23 protein-coding genes are annotated in these 19283 nt (G+C 38.2%); 10 read left to right on the top strand and 13 right to left on the bottom strand.

Features of this window, described 5'->3' with window-relative positions:
- Positions 1–209 precede the first annotated feature (209 nt).
- The 7 genes from RIB54_RS01325 to RIB54_RS01295 form a co-directional block, all read right to left on the bottom strand.
- Positions 210–659 carry a hypothetical protein gene (locus RIB54_RS01325; protein WP_350098944.1) on the bottom strand — a complete coding sequence of 150 codons (450 nt, stop codon included), beginning with the start codon at positions 657–659 and terminating at the stop codon, positions 210–212.
- A 360-nt stretch (positions 660–1019) separates the two neighbouring features.
- Entirely contained in the window at positions 1020–1637 is a 618-nt protein-coding gene (locus tag RIB54_RS01320; protein WP_350098943.1) for a hypothetical protein, read from the bottom strand.
- Positions 1638–1775: 138 nt separating this feature from the next.
- Complete coding sequence (locus tag RIB54_RS01315) at positions 1776–2366, bottom strand: porin family protein (RefSeq protein ID WP_350098942.1); 591 nt, start codon at positions 2364–2366, stop codon at positions 1776–1778.
- 73 nt (positions 2367–2439) lie between these two features.
- Positions 2440–2886 carry a c-type cytochrome gene (locus RIB54_RS01310; RefSeq protein WP_350098941.1) on the bottom strand — a complete coding sequence of 149 codons (447 nt, stop codon included), beginning with the start codon at positions 2884–2886 and terminating at the stop codon, positions 2440–2442.
- A complete protein-coding gene (locus RIB54_RS01305) occupies positions 2876–3502 on the bottom strand; it encodes an SCO family protein (protein WP_350098940.1) in 627 nt (208 codons plus the stop codon). The genes RIB54_RS01310 and RIB54_RS01305 overlap by 11 nt, the downstream gene beginning before the upstream one ends.
- Complete coding sequence (locus tag RIB54_RS01300) at positions 3499–4035, bottom strand: CopD family protein (protein ID WP_350098939.1); 537 nt, start codon at positions 4033–4035, stop codon at positions 3499–3501. The genes RIB54_RS01305 and RIB54_RS01300 overlap by 4 nt, the downstream gene beginning before the upstream one ends.
- Before the next feature lie 26 nt (positions 4036–4061).
- A complete protein-coding gene (locus tag RIB54_RS01295) occupies positions 4062–4889 on the bottom strand; it encodes an MOSC domain-containing protein (RefSeq protein WP_350098938.1) in 828 nt (275 codons plus the stop codon).
- A gap of 76 nt (positions 4890–4965) precedes the next feature.
- Here RIB54_RS01295 and RIB54_RS01290 point away from each other — a divergent pair, with 76 nt between their 5' ends.
- The 3 genes from RIB54_RS01290 to RIB54_RS01280 are packed head-to-tail and all read left to right on the top strand — an operon-like array spanning position 4966 to position 6555.
- Positions 4966–5646, top strand: a complete 681-nt coding sequence (locus RIB54_RS01290; protein WP_350065298.1) for a Crp/Fnr family transcriptional regulator — start codon at positions 4966–4968, stop codon at positions 5644–5646.
- The gene (locus RIB54_RS01285; protein WP_350098937.1) at positions 5646–6188 is read left to right on the top strand and encodes a GNAT family N-acetyltransferase; all 543 of its coding nucleotides are present in this window, start codon (positions 5646–5648) and stop codon (positions 6186–6188) included. The genes RIB54_RS01290 and RIB54_RS01285 overlap by 1 nt, the downstream gene beginning before the upstream one ends.
- Positions 6178–6555 carry an iron chaperone gene (locus RIB54_RS01280; RefSeq protein ID WP_350098936.1) on the top strand — a complete coding sequence of 126 codons (378 nt, stop codon included), beginning with the start codon at positions 6178–6180 and terminating at the stop codon, positions 6553–6555. Before RIB54_RS01285 ends, RIB54_RS01280 begins: the two co-directional genes overlap by 11 nt.
- A 6-nt stretch (positions 6556–6561) precedes the next feature.
- Here the strand turns inward: RIB54_RS01280 and RIB54_RS01275 are convergent, their stop codons facing one another.
- Both RIB54_RS01275 and RIB54_RS01270 read right to left on the bottom strand, forming a co-directional pair.
- Positions 6562–6957 (bottom strand): response regulator, encoded by a 396-nt coding sequence (locus RIB54_RS01275; RefSeq protein WP_350098935.1) that lies wholly within the window; start codon positions 6955–6957, stop codon positions 6562–6564.
- A gap of 4 nt (positions 6958–6961) precedes the next feature.
- Positions 6962–8653, bottom strand: coding sequence for a CHASE domain-containing protein (locus RIB54_RS01270; RefSeq protein WP_350098934.1), 1692 nt, complete (start codon positions 8651–8653; stop codon positions 6962–6964).
- A gap of 153 nt (positions 8654–8806) precedes the next feature.
- Between RIB54_RS01270 and RIB54_RS01265 the strand changes: the two genes are divergently transcribed.
- From RIB54_RS01265 to RIB54_RS01250, 4 genes are read left to right on the top strand one after another with little or no spacing between them, the layout of a single operon-like run.
- Positions 8807–9064, top strand: a complete 258-nt coding sequence (locus RIB54_RS01265) for a rhodanese-like domain-containing protein (protein WP_350065288.1) — start codon at positions 8807–8809, stop codon at positions 9062–9064.
- Between the two features lie 6 nt (positions 9065–9070).
- The gene (locus RIB54_RS01260; RefSeq protein ID WP_350098933.1) at positions 9071–9388 is read left to right on the top strand and encodes a rhodanese-like domain-containing protein; all 318 of its coding nucleotides are present in this window, start codon (positions 9071–9073) and stop codon (positions 9386–9388) included.
- A gap of 53 nt (positions 9389–9441) precedes the next feature.
- Positions 9442–9948: a DUF6702 family protein gene (locus tag RIB54_RS01255; protein WP_350098932.1), complete on the top strand. Its 507-nt coding sequence runs from the start codon at positions 9442–9444 to the stop codon at positions 9946–9948.
- Positions 9948–10529, top strand: a complete 582-nt coding sequence (locus RIB54_RS01250) for a hypothetical protein (RefSeq protein ID WP_350098931.1) — start codon at positions 9948–9950, stop codon at positions 10527–10529. Before RIB54_RS01255 ends, RIB54_RS01250 begins: the two co-directional genes overlap by 1 nt.
- Positions 10530–10537: 8 nt before the next feature.
- Here the strand turns inward: RIB54_RS01250 and RIB54_RS01245 are convergent, their stop codons facing one another.
- Positions 10538–11839 carry a M20 metallopeptidase family protein gene (locus RIB54_RS01245; RefSeq protein ID WP_350098930.1) on the bottom strand — a complete coding sequence of 434 codons (1302 nt, stop codon included), beginning with the start codon at positions 11837–11839 and terminating at the stop codon, positions 10538–10540.
- 76 nt (positions 11840–11915) lie between these two features.
- The gene (floA, locus tag RIB54_RS01240) at positions 11916–12815 is read right to left on the bottom strand and encodes a flotillin-like protein FloA (protein ID WP_350065278.1); all 900 of its coding nucleotides are present in this window, start codon (positions 12813–12815) and stop codon (positions 11916–11918) included.
- Between the two features lie 126 nt (positions 12816–12941).
- On the opposite strand from floA, the gene RIB54_RS01235 reads away from it, so the two are divergent.
- Entirely contained in the window at positions 12942–14876 is a 1935-nt protein-coding gene (locus RIB54_RS01235) for a rhomboid family intramembrane serine protease (RefSeq protein ID WP_350098929.1), read from the top strand.
- On the opposite strand, the gene RIB54_RS01230 is transcribed toward RIB54_RS01235, so the two are convergent.
- Both RIB54_RS01230 and RIB54_RS01225 read right to left on the bottom strand, forming a co-directional pair.
- Positions 14871–15914: a mechanosensitive ion channel family protein gene (locus RIB54_RS01230; protein ID WP_350098928.1), complete on the bottom strand. Its 1044-nt coding sequence runs from the start codon at positions 15912–15914 to the stop codon at positions 14871–14873. The two genes, RIB54_RS01235 and RIB54_RS01230, sit on opposite strands and share 6 nt — an antisense overlap.
- A gap of 117 nt (positions 15915–16031) precedes the next feature.
- A complete protein-coding gene (locus RIB54_RS01225; RefSeq protein WP_350065272.1) occupies positions 16032–17006 on the bottom strand; it encodes a polyprenyl synthetase family protein in 975 nt (324 codons plus the stop codon).
- Positions 17007–17285: 279 nt separating this feature from the next.
- Here RIB54_RS01225 and RIB54_RS01220 point away from each other — a divergent pair, with 279 nt between their 5' ends.
- Complete coding sequence (locus RIB54_RS01220; protein ID WP_350098927.1) at positions 17286–18131, top strand: mechanosensitive ion channel family protein; 846 nt, start codon at positions 17286–17288, stop codon at positions 18129–18131.
- A gap of 5 nt (positions 18132–18136) precedes the next feature.
- Complete coding sequence (corA, locus tag RIB54_RS01215; protein WP_350098926.1) at positions 18137–19243, top strand: magnesium/cobalt transporter CorA; 1107 nt, start codon at positions 18137–18139, stop codon at positions 19241–19243.
- Positions 19244–19283: the final 40 nt, after the last annotated feature.

Here is a 19283-nt window from a genome sequence, read left to right as displayed (position 1 = left end):
GCCACAAGCCCAACATCTTTTTTTGCACTTTTCATATACAAAAAAAAGCTCATTGAAACGATTTTCAATGAACCATACATATCCTATTGATTATCTGTGAGTTACAAGGATTTTACCAACCATTTTTGTCCATTATATCTTAAATGTCGAGGTGACGATTCTATGTTTAAGTTTGTCATTCCTGATGAAGCAATGCGTAAGTCAGGAATCTATTTAGGCTGATCTCTTTTAGGTAACTCTGAAGATGTGAAAATGATTTCCATAATTTTTCTCATTTCCCTATCCTCAAATCTCACCTTTTCTTCACTTAAAAAAACAATTTGCTCCTCGTGAATTTCATCTACAAATTGGATTGAACACAGAAATAATTCCCCATTCGTTCTTACTATTTTCATCCCATCATGACTAGGATGAGGTATTGTAAAACCACCATTTGTTATTGTAAAATCTCTACTACTGAAACCTATTAATTCATTCGAATTTTCTAACTCTTCAAAATAATATAATACCGTATCTGCATTCTCAGTATTAACCCAAACACCAGAGATGTTTTTTGCTACCAATTCCCTACGCATCCATTCATCCTTTTTATTAGAACACTGAATTAGAAAAATAACAACTAAGAAGAGAATAGTCTTAACAGATATTTTATGTCTCATACTCAAGGAATTCATTTATTAAGAGCTGCATACTGATAACTTTATTTTTAGTTTTATATTATTGAACCCACTACTAGGTTCTGTGGCACACAGAACAAGCTTACGGAAATGGTCTGTGAGTCACAGACCAAGGGGAAGAAAACGTATGCCACACGAGGCTATAAAAAACTAAACGTAGCATTTTCTGCTAACTTTCTCAACCTACACAAGCCAATAAAAGCCTTTCTATTTCAAGTTACTACTGCGTTCTGGTTGGTCGTCCTGCTATGGAATGCAAGCAGAAAATGCGGTGCAAGCCGCACAGCCAGAAGCTACAAGGTGCTTTAGCATATGTTTTTCTACACCATGTTACCGGCAGTTTTAATTTTCATAGTCAAGTATGTCTTGTCTCAGTTGCTTCTGCCAAAAGTCCTTTTTGTTTTTAAAGATTTTTGTCTGTGGAAGTCCTCCTTGAAGTGTTGATTCACTCCACGTCAAATGAACCATAGCCAATGTTTTGTCTTCAAGCTCAATCAGGACATCGTCAGTATCTTGTCTTTTGGCTAAGAAGTCAAATGAGCGACCAAAAAGCGGGTGTCCTTGTCCAATTTCCGTGTGAAGCTGATCTTCTAAGGCCTGTCCATGGTCTTTGATTTCAAAAGCATCCCACCATGGATCTTTAAATTCCAAGTCAAAAATCGAGTCGTTGAGTACGTCTTCTAAATTACCTTCTTCTAATAGTTCAGTAATTGTTTGTTCGACACATTCTCTAGTCAACTCTTTTACAAATAAGTCAGGTGAAATTTGATAGAGACCTTTGCCATTTCTTCCTTCTGTAACATTAGTCTGGTTAGCGCTCTCTAAGTATTTAAATGTCCAGACATTTAAGACGTACTTTCTACCGTCCGGCATAAATACGTGAATATTGGCAAAATCATTTGTCAAGTCTTCCCATGGCGAAGTCTGTTCGAATTCTAACCAAAGTTCAAATTGTTTCATGTAGTAATCGTTGCCGGTAACGCTAAGCTAAAATGAGTATGCGCCCCAGATGCTAGAAGCACAGAGGCTTCCAAATTGCATAATTCTTTCAAAGTGCGCAGTTCGCATATTCATTTTTAGCGTTTGTTAGCATCTTTTTCAAAACAACTGGTATCCAATAGACAATTGAAATAGTCTGTTTTGCAAATCTCCAGAACCAATGGAAGACTTGTTTAATGAAGATAAGCCATGAACGTATCTTATATCACTTTGTATCTTATCAGTTATTTTTACCCCAAATCCTAATAAAATACCTATATCTGATTTGTTGAACAGGTCATTAGAGTCTCCAGATAACGAAGAGCTGGGAGATTCTTTTACTGATAGTTGATAATTAAATTCAGCTCCAGTGTGAAATCTAATCCTTTCAATTGGTTTTACTTCGATAATCAACGGAACAGAAAGGTAATTTATCGTTCTTTTTATTTCATTAGTAAATCCGCCAGGAGGTAATTTCAGGACATAACCTTTCTGTGAAAATAGTATTTCAGATCTTATTGATATTAATTCGATGATTTTCAAAGTGCCATAAACGCCTCCATGAAAACCTGCTTTATAGTTTCCATATTCTAGACCATTGTCAGGAACAACATTTGAATAATTGGGGCCTGCTTTCAAACCGAAATGTTGTGCGTAAGATAAATTTGCAATAGTTAATAGAGTTACAATAATAAGTGTTTTTCTAATCATTTTGTACTAATATGTTGATGCTAACATGCAGATATACACAATGGCACATATCCACATTACATTTTTTAACTATTTACTGCGCACACTCCTTCAGCGTAGCCTCTACCCTTTCAGTGGTAATCATGCCATTATTATTGCCCCAGCTATTAGTAACGTAAGTAAAGATTTCTGCCAGCTCAAGGTTTGTCAACTGTGGAATGCCCGGCATAGGCTGGTTGTAAGTGGTGCCATTCACCGTAATCTCACCAGACATACCATTCTTTACACCACAGATAGAAGCATCTACATTTTGTAATAAATAGTCAGACTTTGCCAACGGTGGAAACAGCTGAGCTAACCCCTCACCTTTTACCTGGTGGCAGTTGGCACAATGGATGCCATAAAGTTTTTGTCCCTCTACAAGGTACTGCTCCATTTTCACATCTTCGGAGTGTGTGGATTCCTCACCATTGTCACTATTATTCGTTTTTCCTGTGCAGGCACATGCCAGCACCAGTATAAATATCAGTTTACTTTTCATATTCCTTCAACAATTTATCAATGTCAATCATTAGTTTATCCACCTGCTCGGCTACCGTGCCGTCATAAAACCCACGGATTCTGCGTTCTTTATCTACCAAAATAAATGCCCCGCTGTGGACATAACCACCGGGCTCTGAGCCATCTTCTGTAGCAGCAACCATATAGCTGGTCTGGCCAAGTTTAAAGATATCATCCTTTTTACCAGTTATGAAATGCCACTTATCAGATTTTACCCCCAATCGTTCAGCAAATTCTTTAAGCACGGCTACAGTATCATGTTTTGGGTCAATAGAGTGCGACAAAATCATCACCTCGGGGTTGGCCTTGTACTTATCATAAACCCTCAACATTTGGGTTTTCATTATTGGACAAATAGTCGGGCATGAGGTGAAAAAGAAATCAGCTACATAAACTTTACCCTCAAAAGTTTCCGGAGTAACCCAGGCACTATCTTGATCTACAAATTTGTAATCAGCAATCTTATGATAGATGGTATCACCGGCATCACTAACTTCTGACCTGCCATAAATTTTCAATTTCTCCTCCTTCGGCTGCAGATTGCAGGCAGAGGCCATTGTCAATAAAACTATATACAATACGAATGTTACTCTCATTTCTTCTCTCTCAATTTTTTATATAAACGTATGGCCATCATTAAAATAACCGAAAACAATACAATGCCTATAACTCCCCAAACCAGGCTCAGCGCACTTTTTAACACTATAATAAACACAATACCTACCAGCAGAATAGTGGCCACTTCGTTCCAGATTCTTAGTTGTATGGACTTATACCTATATTCATCCCGCTGCATCAATTTGTAGATGTACTGACATGAAAACTGATAGATATATAACAAGAAAACCATGGTAAGTTTTATATGCATAAACCCCTGACTCAGATAGCCGGGATACTGCAATAGCAATGAAGTGCCGAATATCAGCGTAAGGATGGCAGATGGCCAGGTAATGCCTAACCACAGCAGCTTGCCATTCTTCTTATATTCTTTAATCAATATTGAGCGATCAGGCTCCGGCTTTTCATTCGCCTCGGTCTGGTAAATAAAAATCCTGACGATATAAAAAAGCCCGGCAAACCAGGTGACAATAAAAATTAAATGAAGTGCCTTTAGGTAAGCTGCTGTCATGCGTCAAAGATAATCATCAACAGAAATTAAATAGGCTCATAGGGTGATTGTTTTGTGCTTTTAACCACAATTTCATCACCTATTTTTATTTCATCACCATTGATGGCAATGGCATTCTCTCCAAAGACCATTTTATCATTAATCCTTTGTTTAAATAATGTTTTTAAAGGCTCCTTACCGGCAACTGTGGTTTCCGGATTCATAGTGGTGACAATACATCTGGTACAGGGTTTAATGCACTGCATAAGGCCATCGCCAATGGCTATATCCTTCCAAAGAAATTCATCATAAGGTTCACCTCCACTGAATACCAAATTAGGCCTGAAGCGCTGCATGGTTATTTTTTCTTCCAGCTTACTATTGAGGTCAGCGAGGGTACTTTCGCCTACAATTAAGTATGGATAGGCATCTGCAAAACTCACATGGTGTTCGGCTTTTACCCAATCAGGCTGCACTCTTCTTGGTGCCGCATCTGGTAAATAGACAAGCCTGCACTGATATCCTACCTGCTCACTAAACCACTGATGGTATTGTTCATCAGCTTCAATGGCGTTCACCGTGTCATCCCATATTTTCACGTTTACTTTATTTCCAGAAGAAATTTCGAAAGGGATTTTTAAAGAGGCCTTTTTTATCCGATGTGTAATTTCAAATCCATTAGCATCCTGGCTCAATTCAAAATATAGAAATTCGGGATGCTGCCTGATGGTTAAAAAATGGTTTTTTTCATTTACCAGCATCCATCTTCTGTCATGCCGCAATCCTCTTGGGGTAAGTTTTACGTTAGTTAAGTGTATGCCTCCCAACGACTTAATAGGATAAATAATGATATCTGTTAGTTGCTTATTCTTCATGGTTGTGGAACTATCTTTACTAACTTAAGATTATTATCTAAATTCATTTACTGGTATATACCGACAATTTAAAACTATGAGCGAAACGTCTAATCTGTGGTACTTTGAAGATGTAGATTTATTTAATGTGCTGTGCCCGCATAAAACCAAGGTGATGCACAACACCCATACCTTCACCAACTACAAAAAGAATGAGTTTATATACTTCCCTAATGACAAGGCCAAGTACATTTATATGATAGCCAATGGCAGGGTAAAGCTTGGACACTCTACCGAAGATGGGAAGGAAGTAGTAAAAGCCATATTAGGCACTGGGGAAATATTTGGGGAGTTGGCCCTTACGGGAGAAGAGACCAGAAGTGACTATGCACAGGCCATGGATGATAATACGAGTGTTTGCCCAGTCAGTATTGATGAAATGCGCGGTTTAATGGCTGAAGATAAAGAACTGAGCTTTAAGATTTATAAGCTTATAGGTTTGAGAATAAGAAAGCTGGAGCGTAAAATAGAGTCATTGGTTTTTAAAGATGCCCGAACCAGGATTATAGAATTCCTGAAAGATGCAGCAGCATGGAAAGGTAAAAAAGTAGGTTTTGAAACAATGATTCCTACCAAGCTCACCCATAAAGATATTGCAAATTTAACCGGCACTTCGAGACAAACTGTAACCACCATTCTTAATGAATTAAAAGAGGCCAATCTGATTAATTTTGATAGAAGAAAGATACTTATCAGGGATTTGGAGCAACTTAAATAGTGGGACTTGAAACAAAAAGGTTAAAACTCAGGCTCATCAATCAAAATGATATTGATGACTTTCATAACCTGCATTCTATTGCCGAGGTAGATCATTTCAATACCCTTGGCATTCCCGTGGATTTAAAAGCTAGCAAAAAGATACTTGATGATCTGCTGAAAGATCAGGAATCTGGCAGCTATTTCACATTTCATATTGAACTTGTAGAAGAAACGAAATTCACCGGTTTTATCGATCTGAAATTGGGTGCATCTAAATTTCAAGCTGGTGAGGTATGGTTTAAGCTGTTGCCAGAATTTTGGAACAAAGGCATTGCCAGCGAAGCACTTGCTGCCGTTCTTAAATTTGGTTTCGGTGAGCTAAAACTGCATCGTATTGAGGCCGGATGCGCAGTTGAAAATATTGCATCAGCCAGGGTTTTGGAAAAGGCGGGGATGCAGAAAGAAGGAACAAGGAGACAAGCACTTCCACTAAAAACAGGCTGGTCTGATAATCATCAATTCGCTATATTGTCATCAGATTATTACGCTAATGATGAATAGAAAACCAAAGGATTTTGATGATTACATCACCGATTTCCCCGAAGGAACCAGAGAAAAGCTCATACTTCTAAGAAAGGCCATTTTAGATGCTGCCCCTGTGGCCGAAGAGGTGATCAGCTATGGTATGCCTGCTTTTAAGCAAAATGGCATGTTGGTTTATTTTGCAGGTTATGAAAAATATATAGGTTTTTATCCCACTCCTTCAGCAATTCTGAACTTTAAAAGCCAGTTGAAAAATTTTAAAACAGCCAAAGGCACCGTACATTTCCCTTTAAATGAACCATTACCATTCGATTTGATTAAAGACATGGTGAAATTTAGGGTTGAGGAGAATTTGGCAAAAACCAAGGTAAAAAAGGTAAAATAGCTTTGGCTAACTGGCCCTTAGTATCTCCACTACATCATCCCTTTTTAGTGGCTTATTCACAAATTTTCTGATAACCGGGCAATTGTCAGCTCTTTTTACATCGTCTTCATTCTGAGAGGAGGTGAGCATATACAGTTTAATATGATCAGTAATTTTGGGATCTAGTTTTTTGTAAGCTTCAAGAAATTCCCAACCGTTCATCTCGGGCATATTAATATCCAGAAAGATAAAATTTGGCAGTTCTGCTCCAATTGCATAGTTATTTTGCAGTTGTTTCAGCGCCTCGGATGCAATTAGAAACTCCTGAATTTTGGCAGAGGAGTAGTTCCTTTCAATTATTATTTTATTGACAAAATTTGTAATGCTATCATCATCAATAAGCCAAATTTGATCTTCATTCATTTATTTATTCAGCCATTAAGGTAAAACAAAACTCGCTTCCCTGCCCCTCTTCAGATTCAACCCATATTGTTCCATGATGAAGTTCGACAATTTTTTTACAATTCGCCAGTCCTACCCCTGTTCCTGGAAATTTGGAAGAAGTATGCAACCGCTTAAAAATAATAAAAATTTGACTTTGATATTCTTTCGGTATCCCAATGCCATTGTCCTTAAATTTCATCAACCAAAAGCCTGATTGCATCTCCGCAGAAATCTGAATAATTGGTTTATCATTTCCACTTTGGAATTTAATGGCATTGGTAATTAAGTTTTGAAATAACTGCCCTAATGCCGTTGGGAAGCCCCTTAATACAGGAAGCTCCGTTTTTGTTTCAATTGATGTTTCCGTTGTTTTAAGCAACTCACTAAGATCTTCTTTTACTTTATCAAGTATGGCTGCAAGGTCAACTGTTTGAACCTCCTCGCTATGGCCTATTCTACTATAGTTTAGTAAGTTGCTGATGAGGTTGCTCATCCGCTTAGAAACAGCATTGATGTGACTCAGGTATTTATTACCCATCGGCCCCAGTTTATTACCAAACTCCATCTCTATAAGCGTCACCAGGCTCTGCATAGAGTGAAGTGGTTCCTGAAGGTCATGAGAAGCCACATAAGCATACTGTTCTAAATCCTGATTGGTTTGTTCCAATTCCCTGATATAACTTAAAACCGCCTTTCTATTATCAGTCAAAATGTCAAACAATAGTTTTACAACAAGGCCTGTTATGATCAGTGCCGCCAGCAGCACCCAGAAAGGCAAGATTATGGGCTGACCTGCATTACTTGTATAAACCATTTTCAACTCCCAAGTTTGATCGGCCACCCGAAGCTCTCCACTTCTTGAATTATAGGCAGTCAACTCTCTATCCTCACCTATTTGCCCGTATAGCAAAACCGCTCTATTTCCATTATCAGTTATAGAGATTTCCACTTCACTTAATAGATCAACACCTTTTAGTGCAGTGTTAATTAATTCATCCATCAAATACACCCCTTCAATAAGACAGTCTATTTCCTTTGTGCCAGGTTTATAAACAGGCACGAAGGTAAGTATGGCCTTTTCTGTAGAAGATTTCTGCAATATATTAATAACCTCAGATGCGGCACCCACACCAGATTTTATAGCCTGATCTATAGCGTTTTGTCTGACAGTACTGGAAGGCCCGGGATCAAATCCAAAGGCCGCTTTATTTTCTTCAAATGGCTCAATATAATATACAGGATAATAAATAGGCCTATCCTCTGCCCGCACTGTGCTATCACCCGATCTTGTGAATATCTCAAAGTTCTCAAACCCTTCTTCCCTGGTAGCCAGCTCAAAAGAATCCCTTTGAGCCAATTTTATTGCCGGCACCCATTCGAGTGCCTGAATACTGGGTATTTTTGAAGTATAATAATGGGCATAGCTTGCAAACTCCTTCCTAGACATGCCATTATGGGCGAGATAACTGGCCTTAATGGCATAGAGCACATCAAAATTTCTGTCAACCTCCTGCCGAATGCGATCTTGTAAAGTGTTAAAACTGTTAGACAATAGTCTATCCCGTTTTGTCTCAAAGGAGTTTTGTAGCGATAGAAACAAGCCTACGGATAATGTCAGGCCAATAAGCAGCGTTACACTGCAAATGACAATAATTCTTGGCGTGACATTCTTCATACCTTAATATAAGAGATAATTATAATAATGACTTACAATAATAATAGTCTCTATGAAAAACATTCAGAATGTCATCAATTTCAGAAGTAACAAATGTTACAAATCACATCAGCTATAAACTGTTGTTTTGCATCAATATTAAATCAAGAAGTTATGAATACAGAAAGTAAAACAATTATTGATGTAAGGTCACCGCAGGAGTTTCAGGGTGGTCATGCTGATGGTGCTATAAACATACCTTTGGACAGGTTGACTAATGAAGTTGGTGAAATCAAAAATATGCGTAAGCCTATAGTTTTGTGTTGTGCGTCAGGTAACAGAAGTGGAATGGCTCAAGTATTATTGCATCAGGTTGGCATTGAATCTTATAATGCCGGACCATGGTTTGAAGCTGAGAATTTTAAAATTTAAGAATAGATGATAGAAGCATTAAAAAACATGTTAGGTTTTGGAAATACACCCGACTATAAGGATTTATTAAAATCTGGTGGTATAATTATAGATGTTCGCTCCCCACAGGAATTTAAAACAGGTAATATTTCAGGATCAAAAAACTATCCACTAAATGAGCTGGACAAACATCTGACAAAACTTAAAGATAAGAATCAGCCCATTATTGCCTGCTGTGCTTCTGGTATGAGAAGTGGTAGTGCTAAGTCCATTTTGAAGTCAAAAGGCTATACACAAGTCTTTAATGGTGGTGGCTGGAGAAACCTCCAGGGAAAAATTAATTAACCCTTTTCGTTGAATTCAAAGCTCTGATTTCCCAATATTGGAGATCAGAGCTTATGTATTCATTACTCACATCTTTGCTGCTTTTATGCTTTGCACTATCTGGTGACTGTGTAAATTCAGACCATGCCATATATATTTCAGTAACCGAAATTGAACTGAAGCAAAACGGACGCTCTTCAGCAAGCTTCAAAATATTTGCAGATGACTTAAATGCGGCTATTCAGAATTTCTCTGATAAAAGAAGTATGGATCCTTTAGAGTCTTTCATTGATACTAACCAAGAGGCAGTAACCACATACATCAATAAATATTTTGAATTAAACCTGGGCAACAAAAAAATTGCTCTTGAATACGCAAACCATACTCTGGAAGGTGATGCCTATTTTATCAATTTTACTTTTGCTTCATACGAAGCGTCATCAGCACTTACTTTAAGGGCAAGATATCTGATGGAGTTGTTTCCTACCCAGCAGAATGTGATAAAAATAAATTTTGAAAACGAACAGCGCTTTCTCAAATTTGACAGCTCAACTGAAACCCAATCTGTAAATTTTAATTGATGATTAGACTACTTTTATTTTCTGCTTTAGCCATTGTAATACTTAGCTGCGAAAATCAACCAAAAGAATATGTTCCGGGAATGGCTTTCGAAAGGCAGATTAAAGAAGAGATCAGCAGTTTAAACAACTCACTGAGAAAGGAGTCTTACCTTCTTTATATTAATCGTCTTGATAAAGAGCCAAGAATTCAGGAGGAAAAAGTTTTGGAAAATTTCGGCTACGAGTCTGAGGAGTATAAAACCATAAAGGAGAAAATTAGCCGAACGGATATAGAGAACTTACTACGGGTAGAATACTATCTTGAAAAACATGGCTACCCTGATGCTGATTCTATTAGTGGCCTTGCTGTGGTTACACCTATTTTCATTTTGCAGCACTCACCTTCATATGAAAAGAGGGTCCCTTATTTCGACATGATTTATAAGGCCTATTTAGATAAAGATATAGAAGCTGATCTGCTCGTCATCTATTTAGATGGGCTACATCAACTAAAATTCAATGAGTTTTTGAAAATTGATGGGCCATACCAGCCCATTGAAAAGGTTGATGTCTTGTTAGAAAAATTGGAATTAAAGAAATAACTCTTTTCCTACTTCGCGTTAAAAAGATCTATTAATGTCTGTGAAGTAACCTTCACTCCTGTCTCTATTGACTCCTTTGGTTCGGGATAGTAGAATGGTGAATGTAAACCTGGTAATTCATTGGCATCTATTTTCTGTTGCGATACAGTACCTAGCCAAAACAATACCGTTGGGAACTTCTTGTCCCATGTACCATAGCGGGAAAAATCCTCACCTACCAGTTGAGGTTCAGCATACAGTACATTTTCTTCACCAATCACTTTGGAAGCTGAAGCTTTTATTTTATTAGTAAGGTCAGTATCATTAAGATTTGCTGGTGTAAAAACTTCAGGGATATTCACTTTTGGCCATTTTTCTTCTGGCAGCCCGGCAGCCATGGCTATACCATTACTTACCTCAATTATTCTTTTATGAATATACTGCCTCACATCTTCCCTAAAAGTTCTTACCGATAGTTTTAGCTTTACTTGGTCAGGAATAATGTTGGCCACAGTTCCACCCTGAATAGCTCCAACAGTAATTACCGCATCATCTATTGGCTTTACATTTCTGCTCACAATAGTTTGTAAATCCATTATAATCATACTACTGATCACAATGGGATCTACAGACATATGAGGTGTGGCACCATGCGCGCCAATTCCAAAAACATCAATTTCAATGGTCTCTGTATTGGCCATAGTGTAGCCATCAGCAATACCTATTTGTCCGGCTTTTATAGTAGGGTTACTGTGCAGTCCAATGCCATAATCAGGAGTCCCGAATTTTTCATAAAGCCCCGCCTCTAGCATCATCTTGGATCCCTGGCCTATTTCTTCAGCTGGTTGTCCAATTAGCATTAAAGTTCCTTTCCATGATTTTTTATTTTGAGCCATGGCTCTGGCGGTTCCCAGCAAAGTGGTCATATGTACATCATGACCACACGAATGCATTGTTCCTACTTTGCTGCCATTTAAATCTGTTGTTAGCTTGCTTGAATAAGGAAGTTCTGTCTTCTCATACATGGGCAGCGCATCCATATCAGTACGATAAAGAATTTGTGGGCCATTTCCGTTTTTCAGAATGGCCACAATACCATAACCGCCAAAGTTTTGAGTCACTTCATAGCCAGCTTTCTTTAACTCTGTAGCCAGGGCTTCAGCAGTTTTTTCTTCCTTAAGGGAAATTTCAGGGTTCATGTGACGCTCTTTGTAAAAAGAGACGAGGTAATCCATATCATCAGCCAGATAAGCTTCGATGACATTAGGCACATCTGCCGAGATAATAGTTAATGAGAAAAATAAGATGAACGCTGTCTTTAAAAATCGCATAGAGGAGTAATATTTAAATGTTGAATTTAAGGAATAATCAATAAAAACTACCTTCTCATTCTATCAACATTAAAAATTACTTGCGTCTGCCTTCCAAGATTCCTTTTCTGAATGCGTCTGACATAGCGGCCGGAATTTCCGCTTCGGCAATTATTACCTTTGCCTTGGCCTCTTGAACCCTCGCAGTCATCTCTTGCTCATAGGCCACTGCCATGGCCCTGCGCTCTTCAGCTTTAGCTTTCGCAATATTTAAGTCAGCCACGGCCTGATCAATTTGGAGCATAGCACCAATATTATTTCCAATATTAATATCAGCAATATCAATGGATAGAATCTCAAAGGCAGTACCTGCATCAAGGCCATTGGCCAACACAGATTTGGAAATACTTTCAGGGTTTTCCAATACGTCAAGATAGCTTTTAGCGGCACCAATACTAGAGATAATACCCTGTCCCACCCGAGCTTTGATGGTCTCTTCTCCAGCTCCACCCACCAGTCTCTGCAAATTGGTTCTTACAGTAACCCTAGCTTCAGCTAGCAGTTGAATACCATCAATAGATACACCAGTTATAGATGGCACTATCACTACATACGGAGTTACCGAAACCTGAACTGCCTGAAGCACATCCCGGCCTGCAAGGTCAATGGCTGTAGCCTGTTTAAAACTTAAACTCATATTAGCCTTATCAGCTACAATCAGTGCTTTTATAACAGCATTAAGGTTTCCATGAGCAAGGTAGTGGGTCTCTAATTGGTTAATGGTAATATCTTTCAAACCGGCTTTAGTGGCCGTTATCATAGCATTCACCACAAGACTTGGCGGCACCTTTCTAAATCTCATGAACACCAAATCGAACAAATTAACTGATACACCTGAGAACAATGCGGTGATCCATAGACTTAATGGAAATATGTAAAAGAATAACCAGAGCCCAACAATAAAAACTCCAATGATAACAAGTGTTGTTATTTCCATAAAATTGCGGTTAATAGTGGCCTTAGCCTACCACCAATGTAGTGGAAGTTTATGACTATTATCCCTCTGGGCAATTATATTTATCAGCAAAGTCAAAACATTTTGAGTAATTACTATTTTTGATTGATGCTGTTTAATAAAGAAGATAATTCAATACTCATAGAGGAGGCGAAATCAGCACCAATTGCCACAATATTTCTCATCCTGATCAACTGCTTTATTTTTATCTATCAACTGGTGATCTATGATAGCATGGGTGAGCCATTAATTGCACTTAAATGGGGTGCTAATTTTGCTGCATATACATTAAACAATGAACCATGGCGATTGGTCACCAGTATGTTTTTACATTTCGGGTGGATTCACCTGATCGCCAACATGTACAGTTTATATGTTCTGGGAACAGCCCTTGAGAGAAGGTTAGGAACAGTGGTATTTATTGGCCTTTATCTCCTTTCCGGAATATCAGGGAGCATATTAAGCATCTATTGGAACCTTTTTGTTATGAGCGCAGGGGCAAGCGGGGCAATCTTCGGACTATACGGTTTTGACTTCATCCTGCTTCTGGTCATTAACAAAAAAGAGCCGCGACTTATCAGGAACATTATCATTAATTTCATTGTCTATGTAGCCATAATTGGACTATTGGGGCCAAAATTTCATTTTGACAACGCTGCTCATTTAGGCGGCCTCATTTGTGGGGTTTTAATTGCTGCACTATATTCCTTCCTTAAATCAGAAAAAGTTTATTTCCATGCCTCTCTGGTGGGTATTCTGGGACTTTTAATTGTAGCCTTTTCTCAGCTCCCACCTTACCAAAAACAATATTTTAACATCTACCAATATTTCATAAAGGTTGATGACAATTTCAACCAGGCCATGCTGGCGGAGAATGATGAGGAACTAATTGAGTCGTTTGAAATAATAAGGCCTCAGTGGGATACCTTGGCTCAAAAACTTGACAGTTTAAATACAAATCTTCCTGCTGAGTTGGCCTCCGACAAGAACACACTGATCCTTTATTCAAGGTATAAGTCCAAAGAGATGGATTTTATGCTCGAAGGAATTTCCAGGGAATCCTACATATTTCACGACAGTGTTGGGTTGATGAGGGATTCGGCAGCCATGCTAAGTCCGTTGAATTTTCCGTTGCGGTTATCTTATGCCTCCTTTCGCGATGATAGTAATGACACTATTTCCAATCAACCACCAGAAAACATGATTAGGGTGTTCTATGACAGCTTGTGGGTGCCAACAGATCAATGGAAAGCCGAATTTTATAGAATAGGCTTCAAAGACAGCCTTGATCGTTGGACGGGTTTTGTTCGTGATTATTACATGGATGGGAAAATCCAAATGAAAGGTTCTTATAAAGCGGGGCTCAAAGATGGAGTATTTATCTATTACTCAAAGAACAACACTTATGAAGCAGCAGGTAGATACGTTAATGAAACACATACTGGTAAGTGGGAGTACTTTCATGAAAATGGGGAATTGCAAAGCGAAATGAGGTATCAGGCCCGTGCCTATTTAATCAATTCGTGGGATCAAAACGGTAAAATAACAGTCTCAGAAGGCAATGGCTATGTGGTAGAATACCACAGCAATGGTGTTATTAAATCTTATACCGTTTACCGGGATGGCATTAGGGATAGCACATCATTTGGCTATTATAAGAATGGGCAACTTAAGTTCCGGGAAAAGTATGAAAATGGATTATTGGTTTATGGAGAGGCCAATGAACCAGGTGGTGGTAAGGTTACATATGATATTTCCACATACATACCATACCCGGTTGGTGGAATGGAAAAATTTAAAGCTTATGTAGAAGAGGCCAAAAAATTATATAGCCTCGTAAAAAAGCAGAGTGGCGAAATTGAGCTCATTTTTAATGTGGTTTCTGATGGAAGAATAACTGACATTAAAATACTCAGCAGTAACAATCCCAGCCTCAATAAAATAGCCAAGTCAATTTTAGAGTTTGGCCCTGAGTGGGTGCCTGCCCGTGACCATGGCCTTAATACCATCACTACAGAAGGGTATGTTAAAATAAACCTATAGCTGCTCCTGTTTTAACTCCACACGGTTTTTGGGCAGCATTTCAGGATACTTCTTCTGAAGAAAGGCTATCAGCTGCTCCCTGACATGTACGCGTAAATCCCAGCCGGATGATGCATCTTTAGAACTTACGAGCACACGCAATTCCATATTACTCTGTTTTGCATCAGTCACCTGGATAACATTTACCTTACCATCCCAAAGGGGTGTGGCTTCCAATATTTTGGTCAGTTGTTTTCTTAATACATCGACTTCCATCCGATAGTCAGTGTATATAAATACTGTCCCTAAAAGTTCAGAGGTGGTGCGGGTCCAGTTTTGAAAGGGTTTTTCTATAAAGTAGGTTGATGGAACTACCAATCTCCGTTTATCCCATATATTGATTACTACATAGGTTAAAGTAATCTCCTCTATCCTGCCCCATTCATTTTCTACAATAACTACATCGTCTATCCTAATAGGTTGGGTTATGGCAATCTGAAAGCCTGCAAGGATATTGCTTATCAACCGCTGAGCAGCCAAACCAACAATTATACCCGCTATACCTGCTGAGGTCAGCAGACTGACCCCTATTTGTCTAATGCTCTCAAAAGTCATCAATGCCATACCCAATGACACCACCACAATGAGCACCACAATTATCCGCTCAAAAACCCTGACTTGTGTGTATATCTTGCGGGCTTTCAAATTATCCTCACTGCCTAAGTCATAGTGCCCCAACAACACCAGCCTGCCTATACCCACCATCCTGATTAGCAGCCATGCAGATGCCCAAATCACAAAAATCACCTGAAATTGATTTAACCATGCATAAGAATAGGTCAGAAGAACCATGGCAGGCCTTAGCAATATGGAAAGAAGCAGGAAGAATAAGGGATTTCTTAGTTTGATCAACTGAAACTTAGTCAGGTTTTCATCAATCTTTATTGGCCTTAAAAGGAGGTAAATTATATAACTGCCGATAAATGCTACAAGCAGCACCGAAGCTAATACAATTATATCTTTGAGCGGGCTATCTAAAGTGGAAATCCATTCGTTCATCCTTTAAATTAAAGGATTTTGAAAGCCCATAAAAATCAATGATGCAGATAGCCACTGTGCCTGTAGCATTCAATCGATTTAAACGGCCTTTATTGGCAATAAAAAATTTTAGAATAATTACTTCGTCCGTTCTATGGTGAACCTTACCAACTGGGAAAGTGAGTTTCTATAGACTGAGTTTTCAAAGGTGTCTAAAATATCCATGGCTTCATCGAAGTACTTTTTCATCACTTCCTTAGCATATTCCAGACCACCGGACTTTTTCACAAAATCAATAACTTCTTTTACCTTCTTGTTATTCTCAGAATGATTACGGATAATATTGATAATCCTTTTCTTCTCCAGCCACGGGGCAAGGCTAAGTGCTTTTATCAAAGGAAGGGTCATTTTTTTCTCTTTAATGTCTATGCCCAATGGTTTGCCAATTTCCTCATCACCATAATCAAAAAGGTCATCTTTGATCTGAAAAGCCATGCCTACTTTTTCACCAAAAAGGCGCATACGCTCAACAGTAGCCGCATCACTATTGACTGAGCTGGCGCCTACAGCACAGCAAGAAGCTATTAAAGAAGCTGTCTTCTGACGGATGATTTCATAGTAGACGTCCTCATTAATATCAAGGTGACGTGCTTTGTCAAATTGCAGTAATTCCCCTTCGCTCATCTCCTTTACTGCAGTAGAAACAATTTTCAGCAACCCATAATCTTCATGCTCAACAGAAAGTAAAAGCCCCCTGGAAAGCAGGTAGTCACCGACTAATACTGCAATCTTGTTCTTCCATAAGGCATTGATAGAGAAAAACCCTCTTCTATAATTAGCGTCATCAACTACATCATCATGCACCAATGTGGCGGTGTGCAAAAGCTCTATTAAAGATGCCCCACGGTACGTTGACTCTTGAATTGGCCCGCAGGTGCCGGCACTAAGGAAAACAAACATTGGCCGCATTTGCTTGCCCTTGCGCTTTACAATATAGCCCATAATCTTGTCCAATAACAGAACTTTGGTTTTCATCGATGCTCGGAATTTTTTTTCAAATTCCTCCATCTCAGAAGCTATGGGCGATTTTATTTCTTTTAAGTTAAGGGCCATCCTGACAAGTGAGTTACAATAATACTGACAGAATATTTCCTAATCAAAATAATTTAATCTTAGCCTGATTTTATTTCAAATAAGGTGGCATATGAATAATTCAAAGGATTTGGTGTTATTCCCACTTTGTTAAGTTAAAGCCCTGATGTATTGCTGAATATACTAATGCAATCTCATGAAACATGACAAAGTAGAACTAACCGAGGTCAATATTTTTTTTTGGCTTTTGTTTGAATATTGAATAAAACCGTATCTTTCTTTCCGAATTCAAAACTAACTATGGACACTAATTCTATTGCCTTTAATCACATAGTAACATCACTAATTATCCTGGCAGTCGCTTTTATTATTTCAAAAATTTTAAGGTATGCACTTAACAGGTTTGTGCGCGCAGCCTCGGCAAAACTCAATGTAGATCCTACCAAATACAATTTTTTTAAGAATGCGGTCAGCTTCATTGTGTTCATCGTTGCTATAATGATTGTTTTTTATCGCATCCCTGAACTAAAGGCCTATGGTGTTACGCTTTTTGCCAGTGCCGGTGTTTTTGCCGCTATTATTGGTTTTGCTTCTCAGTCAGCATTTTCAAACATCATCACTGGTATTTTCCTAGTCATTTTCAAACCCTTCAGGGTTGGTGACCATATAGCTATAAGCAATAATATGACAGGCGAAGTTGAGGATATTACACTTAGACACACTGTAATTAAAAATTATGAAAATAGAAGGATAGTGATTCCTAATTCAGTAATAAGCAATGAAACTATCATTAACTCATCGATAAATGAAGGTGAAACCTGTATGTATATTGCCATTGGCATTTCTTATGATTCGAACATTGATCTGGCCATTAAAATCATTCAGGAAGAAGCTGAGAAGCACCCCTTCTTTTTAGATAGAAGAAGCGAAACAGATATTGAAGAAAATAAACCTGCGGTGTTGGTAAGGGTTATTGATTTTGGTGATAGCTCTGTAAATCTGAGGGGCTATGTTTGGGCAAGCTCCCCTACGAATGGTTTTGCCATGAAATGTGATTTAAACAAATCGATAAAAGAGAGGTTTGATAAAGAAGGAATAGAAATACCTTTCCCTTACAGAACTATCGTCTATAAAGACAAAAAATAGCCATTATGCATTTTAACTTACCTGACCTTACAAATTTACCAAAGCTTGTTTTTCCAAGAAGTGGTACTGCAACAAAGACAGCTGGATTACCCCCGGGTCAGTTAATTCACTTAGGTGAAAAAATAACCGATAAGTCAACCATTGATCTCATCCATTATCATGATACTGAGTTTGATGAAGCTATATTTCTGAAAGCTGAAGATGCATTATCCCATATCTCTGAATTTAAGGTAAACTGGTTAAATATTGATGGTTTGCACAATGTAAACCTTGTTGAAAAGGTCGGGGAACACTTTGAAATCAATCCACTTGTATTGGAAGATGTGCTAAACCCTGATCAGCGTCCTAAAATTGAAGATTATGATCATTATATATTCTTTACACTAAAAACCCTCAATGCGCTCAAAGGAGAAAATATCATTTATGAGCAAATGAGTTTTATCTTAGGTAAAAACTTCCTCATCTCGTTTCAAGAAAAGGAAGGAGACTTATTTGACGGCCTCCGCAACAGGCTCAAGAACGACCCTAAAAGTAAGGCTAGAAAACGAGGAGCTGACTATTTATTTTACAGACTGATAGATACGATAGTGGATAGTTATTACCTCATTCTCGAAAACCTGGGAGAAAGAATTGAGGCACTTGAGGATGAAGTATTCCTCGACCCTTCTCAGAAAACCTTAAAGAAAATCCAAGGCCTAAAAAAGGAACTGATCTTTCTAAGGAAATCAGTTTATCCAATTAGAGAGGCCATTAGCAAAGTATACAAAGGCGAATATCCATTTATTAAAAAAGAGACTGAAAGATATTTTTCAGATGTATATGATCATTGCATACATGTAATTGAAACTCTAGAAACCTATCGTGATCTTACTGCCAGTTTAATGGACATGTACATGACAAGCGTGAGTAATAAGATGAATGAAGTGATGAAAGTACTTACCGTTATTGCCACGATCTTCATTCCTCTTACTTTTATTGCGGGTATATACGGAATGAACTTCGATAATATACCTGAACTCCACTGGGAGTATGGCTATTTCTATGTGTGGGGACTTATGTTAGCTATCTTCGGGGGAATGCTGTATTATTTTAAAAAGAAGAACTGGTTTTAGAATAATAACATAAGCTTGTTCATCAAGGTTTTAGTTCAAT

This window comes from Fulvivirga sp. (genome assembly GCF_040218215.1).
Taxonomy (GTDB): Bacteria; Bacteroidota; Bacteroidia; order Cytophagales; family Cyclobacteriaceae; genus Fulvivirga.
Note: the sequence above shows the minus strand (reverse complement) of the source record. Positions and strands in the feature narration are given on the sequence as shown.